Origin of the sequence: Microcystis sp. M53602_WE12 (assembly GCF_030065455.1) — a bacterium.
Taxonomy (GTDB): Bacteria; Cyanobacteriota; Cyanobacteriia; order Cyanobacteriales; family Microcystaceae; genus Microcystis; species Microcystis aeruginosa.
In genome coordinates, this window is sequence record NZ_JASJFB010000061.1 from 1 (window position 1) to 13,491 (window position 13,491).

The following is a 13,491-nucleotide window of genomic DNA, read 5'->3' on the forward strand; positions in this document are numbered from 1 at the left end:
ACAATTCCTATTTTTTCATAATTAGGGGTCTCAATATCCCCCTAACGGCCACCGAGAAAACCTTCACCAGATAAGTATTTTTACTCAAGTCTCTGGAGGGGGACAGCTTATGTGACAGTTGAGGGTGCGGAATGTGGGTTCAAAGAGTAACTCTCCATTTTCTCCAAATATGCCTACAATCATATCATGCCACAGGCTCCTGTTTCATTGAGGCGGAAAGTAGTCAATTTAACTTCTGTATTCGCATATTGATGGCGAATTTTTTGCATTAAACCTTCGAGGGTAGGGTCAATTAAATAATCTCCACTATTGGCTTCAATAGCAATAAACCAGTTATAATATTTCTCGATCAATTCTGGACGTATTTGCTCAAAAATCTCTCGACAGCGCCTACCGAGTTCATCTCTTCTAGTTTTGCGTAATGCTAATTCTTGGGGTGAAATGATCGAGTCTGACAAGATTCTTCCTTGATATTTTTGGTGACTTTTGGATAGTTGTTTCATCTTGCTAATGTTGACTGATTACAGGTATTTTAAGTTAAACAAACCAGATTTTTATCTCGCACCAAAGTAACTCATTAATTCTGGATTACACAAATTATACACTAACTAAATTAATTAAATCAACTACATTCATGCTGACTTCTACTGAATCTCTTTGAGTTTTTCCAATGCTGTTTGGTACATTTCTATATTATTTTGTTGTCGATAAAGATCGGCGGCTGTTTGGAAATCTTCCCGCGCACCTTGAAGATTGTTTGACTTGCGGTAAGCAGTACCTCGACTCATGTAAATTTCTGCTGATTTAGGGTTGATAACTGGAGCTTTGATTAATGTTAAATCAAATTCCCTTTGTCCTTCCCGTTTAATTTTTAAGGTAACTTCAAGAATTTCCTTTTTTAAGACCTGGTTATTAATGAGTTGCTGTAATTCTTCAGTTGTTTTATTAAGAGTAGATTCGCCATTAAGAGCGACAACTTGATCTCCGACTTTGAGCGAACTCCGATCCGCTGGCGAATTCTTAAAGATTTCTCCAATAAACATTCCAGGCATTCCCTCACGATCTACAAAGCGAACTCCGATGCCAGAATAGTTAAGTTGACTGATCGCTTGGCTGTAATCAGAAATAGCCGCCTGATAGTCTTTCTGTTTAGACTTGCTAATCCCTCGATAGTAATAAGCTGTGGTATAGTCGGGTTTGAGACGGATAGCTTCGGTATAGTCGGCAATTGCCCCTGAGTAGTCTTCTGATTGATCACGAGCATCTCCCCGTTTGAAGTAGAAATCAGCATCATCAGGTTTAATACGAATCGCTTCGGTGTAATCAGAAACAGCAGACTTATATTCCTCTAATTCGTAGTAAATATTTCCCCGATTCGAGTAGGCTACAGCAAACTTAGGATTTAGACGAATAGCCTGGGTATAGTCTTTGATAGCTTGCTGATAATTTTCCTGAGCAAAATAAGCATTACCTCGCAAATTGTAAGCAAAAGCATTCTGAGGAGCGAGACGAATAGCCTCATTATATTCAGCGATCGCCGTCTGATAATCTTCTCTTTTATAGCTGGCAATACCTCGGCCGAGATGAGCGTCTACATTTTGAGGATTGCCTCGACTTACCTGTTCATCCTCTGTGCTTATGCCTTGAATTTCTCGAATTTTTGTCTGTGCTACTTGATAGGCATCGTCATTCCCTTGTTCACGGAAAAGTTGTGCGGCTTTTTGCAAATCTTCAATTGCTCCTTGTTTATCTCCTATCTCGGCCTTCGCCAACCCTCGTGCATTGTAGGCATCAGCGAAGTCAGGTTTAAGACCTATGGCTTCGGTGTAATCAGTGATCGCTTCTTGATAGTCTCCCTGGAGTCTGTGAGCTTCTCCTCGGTTGCCATAGTAAAAGGGTTTAGGATAGATACGAACAGCTTCACTATAGTCTTTGATAGCTTCTGGATATTTTTCTTGAAGATGGTAAGCCAGCCCTCGTGCATTGTAGGCATCAGCGAAGTCAGGTTTAAGACGTATTGCTTCCGTGTAATCAGCGATCGCTTCTTGATAGTCTTTGAGTTGACGGCGAATATCTCCACGTTCTCGAAGATTGCCAACATCATCAGGATCGAGGCGCACTGCTTCATTTAAATCAGCTAATGCCCCCTGCAAATCTCCTAACTCTTGACGAACTTGACTGCGGGAGTAATAATTTTCGTCATATTTAGGGTCAAGACGAATCGCTTCCGTGTAATCAGCGATCGCTCCTTGATAGTTCTTCTGACGCGCATAAGTAATAGCCCGTCCATTGAAGGCATCAGCTAAGTCAGGTTTAAGGCGAATCGCTTCAGTGTAATCGGCAATGGCTTCTTTATAGTCTTCCTGAAGCCTGTAAGCATCCCCTCGGTTGTAATAATACCAAGCCTCGTCGGGTTTGAGTCCAATGGCTTTGGTGTAATCTACAATCGCAGCCTTATAGTCTTCCTGTCCATAAAACTGATTGCCGCGCCAGTTATAGTAAAAATCGGCCAATTCAGGAGCAAGACGTATAGCTTCGTCGTAATCTCCTATCCCTTTCTGTTTGTCCTTTAGAAAAAAGTAGGTATCTCCTCTCTCAGTATAAATCCAGGCATTGTCAGGCTGGAGGCTGAGAGCTTTCTTGAAATCTTCAGTAAATCCCTGCTGATTCCCTAACTTAGCGTAAGCTTCCCCCCTGCGAACATAAGCCATGACATAGTTAGGACGGAAGCGCAAAGCCTCAGTGTAATCTTCAATAGCTTTTTTATAGTCTTCCTGCTGATAGCGGACAAACCCCCGCTCCGTGTAGAATTGATAGGCTGATTCAGGAGCAAGGCGGATGGCTTCAGTGTAGTCCTCAACTGCTTTCTGATAGTCTTTTAGGATAAAACGGGCGTAACCACGATTTTGATGAATCCAGGCATCGTCAGGCTGGAGACTTAGAGCTTTATTGAAGTCCTCAGCAAGTCTCTGTTGGTCTCCCATCCTAGCGTAGACAATTCCCCGAGCAGCATAAGCCCCGGCATTATCGGGCTGAAGGCGCAACGCTTCATTAATATCGGCGATCGCTCCCTGATTGTCTCCCTGTTCTGACTTCAGTGTGCCTCGGAATTGGTAAGCGATCGCCAAATCTGGTTGGAGGCGCAAAGCTTCATTGACATCGGCGATTGCTCCTCGATAGTCTCCCATGTACCGACGGGTTTGCCCACGACGAAAGTAGCTCTCAGCATGGTCTGGTTTAATTTTAATCGCCTTATTGCCAGACTTGAGTGCTTCTGGATAACGCCCTAATTCATTCAATGGAACTGCTAGCCAGTTATAAAGGATGAAGTCATCAGGTTTAAGTTCAATCGCCTCTTTAAAAGCTTTAACTGCTTCTTCGTAGTCTCCTGAATACCAGGCTGAGTCTCCCACTTGACGCAAAGCTAGATCCTTATCGACTTTATATTCAGGTTTGTATGTAAGAGCTTTCTGAAATGATTTTTTGGCTTCTTGATATTTTTTCTGACTTTTCAGTGCCATGCCGTGAACAAACCAAGCTTCATAGGATGGCTTAATCTCGATCGCTTTTTCCAGAGCTATCTGTGCTTGTTGATATCGACGCAATCGCCACAGTTTATTTCCATAATTCAGCCAATCAATCTCATCAGCACTGCTTCCCAGTTCTTTTAACTCTAAAGAGAAACTGACAATTTCATCTTTTTCTGTATCTGTTAGTCGCTGTGGTAAAGAAGTCTCTTCTTTAAAATTTAGAGAAATTTTTTCCTGTTTGATCTTGTTTAGAAAGGTACGGATCGGGATACCCAAGCTATAACCTAGTGCCAGTAAAGGTTTTCGATTTTGCGGAGTAGGGCTTTCTTGGTCATCTATGACCCCCTCTATAATGGTATGAATTCCAATCAGGCGACCCTCTGAATCAAACACTGGACCGCCACTCATTCCGCCTTCAGTGATGTTGGTATATACTAACTCGTAACCTTGGGAAAAAGAACGAGCATTTAATGCCTCATTAGTTCCCCTTAACCAACCTAAAAGAAACCCAGTATTAAATTGACGGGCTGAATTTACCGTTGCCGTGGTAGCTTGTTTCGAGCCTGGCCAGCCAGAGACAAAAGCCAAGCTATCTTCAAGTCCTAAGTTATAGTTTCCCAAAGTAGCGACTTGATAGGGTTGATTACTGGTGAACTGCAATAAGGCTAAGTCAACCTTCTCCCAAACTTTTATTTTGTTCAACGTATATTGTTGACCATCATGAGTAACTGCTTTCAGGTCTCTATTTCCCCTCGCTACATGGGCAGCCGTGAGGACGTAGTATGTGTTACCATCTTTGGCTATAATAACCCCTGAACCATTGCTAGTTGGCCAAGTGATTAATACTGAAGTTTCTTTGGCAATATCATTAATTTTGTTGACTAACTGGGAACTAGAATTGGTAGTAGCTCTGGTGACTGGAGACTGCTGTTGAGTTAGGTTGGCAGGAATGAATTGGGGTGCTATTTGAGCTAAGATTTCGATGGGAACTGCCCAGCTGGAACGCTTCATCCTTTCCCGCAGTTCGTCATTGGGCCTAGAATTATCCTGATAGACAAAGGGATCGCCAAAACTGAGGGGCTGCCCGTGTATGCCATTAATACCAATAACTTTACCCTCGCCATTGAGGAGGGGACCCCCACTCATCCCTTGTTCGATTTCATTAGTGTAGCCAATCCAGTAGCCGCCTTTTAAAGCTTTTTCCAGCAACAGGGACACTCGCCCTGCTCTAAAAACGAATCCTCCTGGCTCAGACAAATCAGTCTCAAAAGGAAATCCAGCGGCAAACACCTCATCTCCTTCCTTCAAGTCCGATAAATTTCCCAGAGGAGCTACAGTATAGTCACCACCAGATTGGAACTGAACTAGAGCTAAATCACTGCCCCGAAAATCAACTCCTGAAATTACTTTAGCTTGATGAATTTGACCATCTGGTGTCTGGATGCGGCAGTCAGTTTCTGACTCCATGACGTGCTGGTTGGTCAAAACAGTATAAACTTGACCTTCCCTGTAGAGCAAAGTCCCCGACCCCCTACTGTTACCAGCATGGATTCTAACAGTAATAGACCGGGCTAACCGATTGAGTTGTTCTGAGGTTAGCTGAGAGGCAGCCTGTTGAGCAAAGACTCTTGATGCAGGAATACTCAGGTAAAAACCCGGTATCGTTAGCATCAACAAGGTACTTATCCCGATTGCTAAAACTTTTGACCGATGCTTAGTTTGTTGCCCCACCATCTTTTTGTCTCCTTAATGGAGCCTTACCCCATTTTCTAAAAAAACTAATGAGGGAGACAGATTGACCTTCTTCACTTTCTAACCAGTTTAGAATGTCTCTTGACCCCTTCACGCAACTTTGCAGACTTCTTGTGGTTAGCCCTATTTAGCGTTAGTTTTATTCCTCAGTTGGTGCTTCGCGCAGGAACTGATTCATGTCGTAGTAATATTGAGGAGAACCATCCTCAGATTGAACCACGGGGCCACTAGCAGCATAAGCACCATTCATGACATCCTGAGCCACTTTTGTAGGATCGTCTTTTTTGTCGAGCAACGTGAATAACATATAACCTTCCCTGCAAGTGTCACCCTATTGACGAACACTGCAGACCACCTTCTGCCCGTCCTGAATCCCCCAAGTTAGGTAATTCAGTAACCCTTCTTCGTAAGCTTTCTGGAATTTGGCAGAGACCGTCTGACAACGAGCTTCAGGAGTCAACTTGCTCGTTCTTTGTTGCCATCGAATGACTGCCACTCTTTTTCCAGTTGCAGTACGCGCATAGGTAGTAGGCACGCCATCTTTCGATTTGCCACAGAAGTAGGTATCCATTTGCGCCGAGCTAGGATGGCTACCAATGGCCAAAGCCCCAACAGCCAGCGTACTAGCTGCCAGTAGTGAAGCGAACAATTTGAGTTTCATAGAAACCTCCTTCTTAGTCTGTCCACAACTGGATTCTAGCTCAAAGTCTTTGCTGCGGGTGTTAGCTCAAGGACTTTTTTTGATAATTCTTTACATTTTTCCTGATTGACTTGATTGGGATTTTTTGGCTTTAACTAACGGATCTTCTCGTTTCTGTGTGGAAGGAAGAGGAATAGGGATAATTTTCCAGAACTATAGTCTTCAAAGCCTTGCCTAGCAAGACTACTAGGAATGATCAGCACTGATTATCATACAAAGTCGAGAAGAGCCGCAAAAACTCGCATTGTGACCGTTTGAAGTATAGCAAATCCGTTTTTGATCGATAGTACGATTAACTCCCAATCCAACTTTAACAACCCAGTTATCAATTGTTTCCCCCCTCTCCCCATCTCCTCTCTCCCCACTCCCTCAAAAAAAATTTTCCCAGAGGTGCTTGACATAACCAGGGTGATGAAGTTATAATCAGAATTGTCGCAAAAATGGGATTGTAGTTCAATTGGTTAGAGCACCGCCCTGTCACGGCGGAAGTTGCGGGTTCGAGCCCCGTCAATCCCGTAGAAATCTAGATTAGAGTCGCCCAGGGCCAGTTAACCTGTGGGCAGTAGGATCGATGAAGACGCTCCCACTGCCTAGATTGGTTCTAATTTACCGATAAACTGGCATTAGCTTGAATATAATCGGGTAATTCAATCTTTACCGGTTGTACCCGCCAGATTTCCTCGCAGTATTCCCGAATCGATCGATCGCTAGAGAATTTCCCCATGCGGGCCACATTAAGAATTGCTAAACGACTCCAATGTTCTTGATCTTGATAGGCACGACCGACTCCTTCCTGACAATCGATATAGGATTGATAATCGGCCAGTAACATATAGGGATCATTGTAGATAAGATTATCCACAAGCGGGCGGAATAAACTACCATCACCCCGGCTAAAAAATCCCGAACCAATGAGGTCTAATACTGCCCGCAATTCTTCGTTATGGTAATAGTATTCTTGGGGATTATAACCGGCGGCTTTCTTAGCATAAACCTCCTCGGTTGTCAAGCCAAAAAGAAAGAAATTTTCCGCCCCCACCTCTTCACGAATTTCGATATTTGCCCCATCGAGAGTGCCGATAGTTAAGGCCCCATTCATGGAGAATTTCATATTACCAGTTCCCGAAGCTTCTTTCCCGGCCGTGGAAATTTGTTCGGACAAGTCGGCAGCCGGATAAACCCGTTGACCGAAGGTGACATTATAATCGGGCAGGAAAACCACTTTTAAGCGTCCTCCAATCGTCGGATCATTATCGATCACTTCTGCCACAGAATTAATCAATTTAATGATTAATTTCGCCATAAAATAACCCGGGGCTGCCTTACCACCAAAAATAAAGGTACGGGGGGTAATATCGAGATTGGGATTATTTTTGAGGCGATGATAGAGAGTAACGATATGTAAAACGTTGAGATGTTGCCGTTTATATTCGTGAATGCGTTTTACCTGCACATCAAAGAGGGTACTAGGATCAACTTTAATGCCGACTTTTTTATCGATATAATTGGCTAAATCTGCCTTAATATCGTATTTAATTTGTCGCCAAGAGTCCCGAAATCCCCCATCATCCACATAGTTTTCTAAACCGCGTAAATCCTCCAGATGCTTAATCCAATTTTCGCCGATTTTTTCGGTAATCGCAAAAGTCAAGCGGGGATTACTAGAAACTATCCAGCGCCGGGGAGTAACTCCATTGGTTTTGTTGCTAAACTTTTCGGGAAAGAGTTCATAGAAATCGCGCAGAACATCTCTTTTTAGTAATTCTGTATGGAGGGCTGCCACCCCATTAATTGCCTGGGAACCCACACAGGCGAGGTGAGCCATACGGACGTATTTTTCGCCGCTTTCATCGATTATAGACAAACGGGACATTTTGCCGTCATCATGGGGATAAATAATGCGAATTTTATCCAAGAAACGATAGTTAATTTCATAGATAATTTCCATTAATCGGGGGAAAAGACGACCAAAAATACTCAAAGGCCATTTTTCTAAAGCTTCTGGCAAAAGAGTATGATTGGTATAGGCGAAGGTATTTTGAGTAATAAACCAAGCTTTATCCCAATCGAAATGATGCACATCAATTAACAAGCGCATTAACTCAGCTACCCCGACAGAAGGATGAGTATCATTCAATTGTACCGACCATTTTTGATGAAAATTATCGAGACTGGGGTTTTCATGTAAGTGAATACGAATCAGATCCTGTAGGGAACAGGAAACAAAGAAATATTGCTGTTCTAAACGCAGTTCTTTGCCTTGAATTGGTTCATCATTAGGATAGAGAACTTTACTGATATTTTCCGAGTGAACTTTATTATCCACCGCACCATAATAATCGCCGCGATTAAAGCGTCCAAAATCAAAAGATTCACAAGCTTCTGACTTCCAGAGACGCATGGTATTAGCGGTGTTAACTCGATAGCCGAGAATTGGGGTATCGTAGGGAATTCCTTTGACTACATAATCGGGAATCCAACGACTGCGATAATTACCATTTTCGTCGGTATAGGATTCGGTATAACCGCCAAATTTTACCTCTACCGATGATTCCGGTCGGGCAATTTCCCAGGGATTTCCATACTGTAACCACTTATCGGTTATTTCCACCTGCCAACCGTCGTGGATTTCTTGATCAAAGATACCAAATTCGTAGCGAATACCGTAACCAATAGCTGGAATTTCTAGGGTAGAAAGGGAATCGAGATAACAGGCAGCTAAACGACCTAAACCACCATTTCCTAACCCCGGTTCTTCTTCCTGGGCAATTAATTCTTCTAGTTTTAATCCCGATTCGCTGACAGCTTTCTCGACTTGTTCGTAGATACCGAGATTAATTAAATTATTAGCCAAATGGGGACCGACTAAAAATTCGGCCGAGAGATAACAAACGGTTCTGACATCTTTTTTTAGATAGGTTTGTTGGGTGGTTAACCAACGCTGCAATAAACGATCACGGATGGTATAAGCTAAGGCCATGTAAAGATCGTTTTTGCTGGCTAATTCCGGTAATTTACCTTGAATATAGAGTAAATTATCCCTTAAAGCCCGTCGGATAGTTTCTGTGTCTAATCCTGTTCTGTCGTCTTCGATGATAATCGGACAAACAAAACTCGTGTCTGGAGATGTATCCATAGGAGTGTTTTTACTGAAGATTGGCTGCTCTTAGTCTAAGATAACCCGCCCTGAAATTTTATCAAGAAAAGCTTAAATCTTGACTAAGATTAAGGTATAGTAATGATGAAGTTAAGGTGATTAAGTTTCAATTACCGATAGGAAGCGAAAATAGGGGAAAGTTTGAGCAATGCGTGCTTTTGTGACGGGTGGAACGGGTTTTATCGGGGCGAATTTAGTGCGATTGCTTTTAGTCGAAGGCTACCAAGTGCGCGTCCTCGTCCGTCCCCAGAGTAATCTCAGAAATTTGCGGGGTTTAGACGTGGAAATTGTCCGGGGTAATTTAAATGATGAGAACTTATTTAAATTAATGGTCGGATGCGAAGTTCTCTTTCATGTAGCGGCGCACTATTCTCTCTGGCAAAAGGATAGACATCAACTCTACCAAAACAATGTTTTAGGTACAAGAAATGTGCTAGAATCGGCGCATTTAGCGGGAGTTGCCAGAATAGTTTATACCAGTTCTGTGGCGGCTATTGGAGTAGGTAAAAAGGGTGAAAGTGTCGATGAAACTTATCAAAGTCCCGCCCATCAATTGGTGGGTTATTATAAAAAATCAAAGTATTGGGCAGAACAGGAAGCATTGAAAGCAGTGCAAAGAGGACAGGATATCGTTATAGTTAATCCTAGTACGCCGATAGGAGCCTTTGATCTTAAGCCTACACCCACTGGCGACATTATTCTCCGTTTTTTGCGGCGAAAAATGCCCGCTTATGTGAATACGGGATTAAATCTAATTGATGTGCGCGATGTGGCCTGGGGACATTTATTAGCTTTAGAAAAGGGAAGAACTGGCGAAAGATATATTTTAGGTCATCAAAACACTTCTTTAAAAACCTTGTTGACAGAATTAGCCGAAATTACCAGCATAAATGCTCCGAAAATTGTTTTACCTTTTTGGATTCCTTTACTAATAGCTTGGCTGGATGAAAAAGTTCTTCCTGTCTTCGGAAAATCGCCCTCTATACCCCTTGATGGCGTGAAAATGTCAAAACAGTCCATGTACTACGATTCCTCGAAGGCAGTGCAAGAACTGGGCTTACCGCAATCGCCGATTAGACAAGCTTTAGCTGATGCCGTCAATTGGTTTCAAACCAATGAAGACATTACTTATTAAGACTGAGTAGGAAGGGAAAAAGATGGTCTCAATTGTGCTGAAATGCTTAAGTAGTTAGGTGTTAAAAGTTGTCAGACACCCCCCTTATCAAGGTAGTAGGGTTGATTCATGAATCAACCCTACTATGAATCAACCCTAGGGACAGGGGGGATCAGACGCAAAATCTATTTAATAATTCATCTAGGAAAACCTGTTCTTGCTAAAATAACTCCAATTTTAAGCGCAATCATCCCCCCAAAAACACTGCCGAGCCAATAAATTAAACCGAAAGTCAAGTTTCCCTGCTCTAAAAATTTGTTGACCTCCAAACTATAGGTAGAAAAAGTTGTATAGGAACCACAAAAACCCGTGGCAATCATCAATCCTAATTCTGGGGCAATTATACGAATATTTTCCTTAACCATAGTAAAGATATAGGCAATAATTAAACAGCCAGAAACATTGACAAAAAATGTCGCCCAAAATCCCCATTCTTGACCAAAGATACTGTCAATTAATTCCGCAATATAAAAACGACTTAAAGCCCCAAAAATAGCCCCAATCGCCACGAATAAACCATAACGACCCCTGAAAAAATTCATGCTGTCTCTCCTGCCCTTCAATAGTAAATAAATTGGAGAATTAAGTAGCTGGTTATAATTAAATTTAAAATGGATTTTAGGTTCGATCCCCCCTTAATCCCCCCTTGATAAGGGGGGCATCTGATAGTTTTTAACGCCTACCTACTTAACCTAGAAAAAATTGGGCAATAGCTGCCCCGATTCTCACGGCAATCAATCCGAAAATTATACTAGCAACGGCAAAAAAAAGACTGAGAAAATTTTGCTGATTGCGCCAGAGGATCAGGATATCTAAACTATAGGTAGAAAAGGTGGTATAAGCTCCTAAAAATCCCGTTCTCACCATTAAATCTAGTTGGTGGGAATAAAAGGGAACACTGGGTAAAATAGCCCAAAAAAAGCCGATAGCTAGACAGCCAGTTAAATTAATAATAAAGGTTCCAGATGGAAAGTGCAAGCCGAATTTCGCTTTTGTCCATTCGGTAATATGATAACGAGATAACGCCCCTGGAACCGCTCCTGCTACAATTGCGAAAACATCGTTCAAATCTGACATTGTTTCTAATTTTTTTGCTATCTTTGCCTAGGCTCTATGATAATTGATGCGGTTATCGATCGCATGGCCGATATTTTCAGGAGTGTTATTGTCAAGGACAAGCTGACATTCAGGATAAACGTATGAAAATTCAACCGCGTAAACGTTTTGGACAACATTGGTTAAAAGATGAATCGATACTCGATCGCATCATCAGCGCTGCTGATTTACAATCAGAGGATCGGGTATTAGAAATCGGACCGGGTACAGGCATTTTAACCCGTCGTCTTCTCGATGGCGCTCAATTGGTTGTCGCTGTAGAAATCGATCGATATCTATGGACAATTTTAAATAAAAAATTTGGCCAACAAGATAACTTTCATCTCATCCCAGGCGACTTTCTTACCCTTAAACCCGAGCAACTGCCGCCAGTTAATAAAGTAGTGGCTAATATTCCCTATAATATCACCGGTCCGATCCTGGAAAAGCTGCTCGGTTCGATCGCCCATCCCTTCACCCCCCCTTACCAGAGTATTACCCTCTTGGTCCAGAAAGAAGTCGCCGAAAGATTAGTCGCTGTCCCCTCCACCAAAGCTTACAGCGCTCTCAGCGTCCGCATTCAATACCTTGCCGATTGTCGATGGATTTGTGATGTCCCCCGGCGAGCCTTTTCCCCACCTCCCCGGGTGGATTCGGCGGTAATTCAGCTTTTACCCCGTGTTTTCCCGAAAAATGTCGGTAATGCGGCCTTTTTGTCCACTTTAATTAGCTGGGGTTTTGCCAACCGGCGCAAAATGTTACGCAATAATCTAAAAAATTGTCTAGATAGCGATCGATTAAGCCAAATCCTGACACAATTAGAGATTAATCCCCTCGCTCGCGCCGAAGATCTCAGTTTATCGCAATGGATTGACTTGGCGGAAAAATTAGGTCAATTGCCAAAATTTTAGATTTTTTTTCTTGACAAATGCACAGTTATACCCTTCTAGCCCCCGCTAAAATTAATTTATATCTAGAAATCGTTGGCGATCGCCCTGATGGTTTCCACGAGTTAGTCATGGTGATGCAGACGGTGGCATTATGCGATCGCATCACTCTCCGGCCGAACGGATTGCAGGAATTCCGCCTCTTTTGCTCTCATCCCCTCGTCCCCCAAGATAGCAGTAATCTCGCCCATCGCGCCGCCACTTTGATGGCGAAGGAATTCCCCCGCCTCTTTGCCAATTACGGCGGCATCGATATCACCATCGAGAAACATATTCCCGTGGCTGCCGGTTTAGCGGGGGGGTCCACCAACGCGGCGGCGGTGTTAGTCGGCATCGATTTAATCTGGGAATTAGGCTTAACCCATCCGGAATTAGAAACTTTAGCGGCAAGATTGGGATCCGATACTTCCTTTTGTGTGACAGGAGGAACGGTTATCTGTACGGGAAGGGGAGAAATTCTCGATCCGATCGCTCCTCTAACCGGATTATGGGTGATTTTAGCTAAATACGATCATTTATCCGTTTCTACACCCTGGGCCTACCAAAGCTATCGACAAAAATTTCAGGATACCTATCTGTCTTCTCCAGAGGACTTTCATCACCGCCGTCAGCAGGTGAGTTCCGGGGCTTTGGTACAAGCGATCGCCCATAAACAACCGGCCGCTATCGGCAAATTTATCCACAATGACCTCGAAAAGGTGGTTTTACCCGAATTTCCCCTCGTAGCCGAGTTAAGACAGGTTATGGGCGATTTAGGCGGCTTGGGAACGATGATGTCAGGCTCTGGCCCAACGGTTTTTACTCTCTGTTCATCTCAGGAAGTGGCGGAAACTATTGTTAAAGAGGCCCGGGAAATTCTCGTCGCTCCCGATCTACAATTTTGGATAGCCCCAATCACCGATACAGGCATTCAAGTGACTTGAGAAAATTAAAATTGACCGCCTTTACCAAGATAACCAAACTCGCGGAATAATTGCCTCTCGATCGCTCATTTCTCGCCTTAAAATTTGCCAAACCTGCTGAAACCATTGTCGCACTTCACCGCTAGAATTACCCCGATAACGACATAAAAGACCATCTCCTAAAGTGCTAGTAACTCCCATCTCTCCTTCTAGGGAAAAATCTCTCACTTTCTC

11 protein-coding genes and 1 tRNA gene are annotated in these 13,491 nt (G+C 43.1%); 4 read left to right on the top strand and 8 right to left on the bottom strand.

All coding sequences use genetic code 11. From position 1 onward, the window contains the following. Nucleotides 1–179 precede the first annotated feature (179 nt). The 4 genes from PX482_RS02645 to PX482_RS02660 form a co-directional block, all read right to left on the bottom strand. Nucleotides 180–503, bottom strand: coding sequence for a hypothetical protein (locus tag PX482_RS02645; RefSeq protein WP_002759112.1), 324 nt, complete (start codon nt 501–503; stop codon nt 180–182). A gap of 141 nt (nt 504–644) precedes the next feature. Further along, nucleotides 645–5,264 carry a tetratricopeptide repeat protein gene (locus PX482_RS02650; protein WP_288093548.1) on the bottom strand — a complete coding sequence of 1,540 codons (4,620 nt, stop codon included), beginning with the start codon at nt 5,262–5,264 and terminating at the stop codon, nt 645–647. 157 nt (nt 5,265–5,421) lie between these two features. Next, nucleotides 5,422–5,589, bottom strand: coding sequence for a hypothetical protein (locus PX482_RS02655; RefSeq protein ID WP_002759109.1), 168 nt, complete (start codon nt 5,587–5,589; stop codon nt 5,422–5,424). Nucleotides 5,590–5,613: 24 nt separating this feature from the next. Further along, nucleotides 5,614–5,943 carry a COP23 domain-containing protein gene (locus tag PX482_RS02660; RefSeq protein WP_002759107.1) on the bottom strand — a complete coding sequence of 110 codons (330 nt, stop codon included), beginning with the start codon at nt 5,941–5,943 and terminating at the stop codon, nt 5,614–5,616. A gap of 481 nt (nt 5,944–6,424) precedes the next feature. On the opposite strand from PX482_RS02660, the gene PX482_RS02665 reads away from it, so the two are divergent. Then, nucleotides 6,425–6,498: transfer RNA gene (locus PX482_RS02665), tRNA-Asp, on the top strand. An 85-nt stretch (nt 6,499–6,583) separates the two neighbouring features. Here the strand turns inward: PX482_RS02665 and PX482_RS02670 are convergent. Then, nucleotides 6,584–9,118, bottom strand: coding sequence for a glycogen/starch/alpha-glucan phosphorylase (locus PX482_RS02670; protein ID WP_288122039.1), 2,535 nt, complete (start codon nt 9,116–9,118; stop codon nt 6,584–6,586). Nucleotides 9,119–9,287: 169 nt separating this feature from the next. Here PX482_RS02670 and hpnA point away from each other — a divergent pair, with 169 nt between their 5' ends. Further along, the gene (hpnA, locus tag PX482_RS02675) at nt 9,288–10,274 is read left to right on the top strand and encodes a hopanoid-associated sugar epimerase (RefSeq protein ID WP_002759104.1); all 987 of its coding nucleotides are present in this window, start codon (nt 9,288–9,290) and stop codon (nt 10,272–10,274) included. A 176-nt stretch (nt 10,275–10,450) separates the two neighbouring features. On the opposite strand, the gene crcB (PX482_RS02680) is transcribed toward hpnA, so the two are convergent. Both crcB (PX482_RS02680) and crcB (PX482_RS02685) read right to left on the bottom strand, forming a co-directional pair. Further along, nucleotides 10,451–10,855, bottom strand: a complete 405-nt coding sequence (crcB, locus tag PX482_RS02680; protein WP_002759103.1) for a fluoride efflux transporter CrcB — start codon at nt 10,853–10,855, stop codon at nt 10,451–10,453. Between the two features lie 145 nt (nt 10,856–11,000). Further along, nucleotides 11,001–11,390 (bottom strand): fluoride efflux transporter CrcB, encoded by a 390-nt coding sequence (crcB, locus tag PX482_RS02685; protein WP_002759101.1) that lies wholly within the window; start codon nt 11,388–11,390, stop codon nt 11,001–11,003. Between the two features lie 122 nt (nt 11,391–11,512). Here crcB (PX482_RS02685) and rsmA point away from each other — a divergent pair, with 122 nt between their 5' ends. Next, entirely contained in the window at nt 11,513–12,319 is an 807-nt protein-coding gene (rsmA, locus tag PX482_RS02690) for a 16S rRNA (adenine(1518)-N(6)/adenine(1519)-N(6))-dimethyltransferase RsmA (protein WP_002759099.1), read from the top strand. Nucleotides 12,320–12,336: 17 nt separating this feature from the next. Next, nucleotides 12,337–13,278, top strand: coding sequence for a 4-(cytidine 5'-diphospho)-2-C-methyl-D-erythritol kinase (ispE, locus tag PX482_RS02695; protein WP_288122041.1), 942 nt, complete (start codon nt 12,337–12,339; stop codon nt 13,276–13,278). Between the two features lie 21 nt (nt 13,279–13,299). On the opposite strand, the gene PX482_RS02700 is transcribed toward ispE, so the two are convergent. Beyond that, nucleotides 13,300–13,491 (bottom strand): urease accessory protein UreD (locus PX482_RS02700; RefSeq protein WP_502888551.1); only part of this gene is annotated, 192 nt, incomplete at its 5' end.

What these genes read in the sequence shown, in the direction of transcription:
- PX482_RS02645 (WP_002759112.1), bottom strand. Translation starts at nt 503, where the DNA reads ATGAAACAACTATCCAAAAGTCACCAAAAATATCAAGGAAGAATCTTG.
- PX482_RS02650 (WP_288093548.1), bottom strand. Translation starts at nt 5,264, where the DNA reads ATGGTGGGGCAACAAACTAAGCATCGGTCAAAAGTTTTAGCAATCGGG.
- PX482_RS02655 (WP_002759109.1), bottom strand. Translation starts at nt 5,589, where the DNA reads ATGTTATTCACGTTGCTCGACAAAAAAGACGATCCTACAAAAGTGGCT.
- PX482_RS02660 (WP_002759107.1), bottom strand. Translation starts at nt 5,943, where the DNA reads ATGAAACTCAAATTGTTCGCTTCACTACTGGCAGCTAGTACGCTGGCT.
- PX482_RS02670 (WP_288122039.1), bottom strand. Translation starts at nt 9,118, where the DNA reads ATGGATACATCTCCAGACACGAGTTTTGTTTGTCCGATTATCATCGAA.
- hpnA (WP_002759104.1), top strand. Translation starts at nt 9,288, where the DNA reads ATGCGTGCTTTTGTGACGGGTGGAACGGGTTTTATCGGGGCGAATTTA.
- crcB (WP_002759103.1), bottom strand. Translation starts at nt 10,855, where the DNA reads ATGAATTTTTTCAGGGGTCGTTATGGTTTATTCGTGGCGATTGGGGCT.
- crcB (WP_002759101.1), bottom strand. Translation starts at nt 11,390, where the DNA reads ATGTCAGATTTGAACGATGTTTTCGCAATTGTAGCAGGAGCGGTTCCA.
- rsmA (WP_002759099.1), top strand. Translation starts at nt 11,513, where the DNA reads ATGAAAATTCAACCGCGTAAACGTTTTGGACAACATTGGTTAAAAGAT.
- ispE (WP_288122041.1), top strand. Translation starts at nt 12,337, where the DNA reads ATGCACAGTTATACCCTTCTAGCCCCCGCTAAAATTAATTTATATCTA.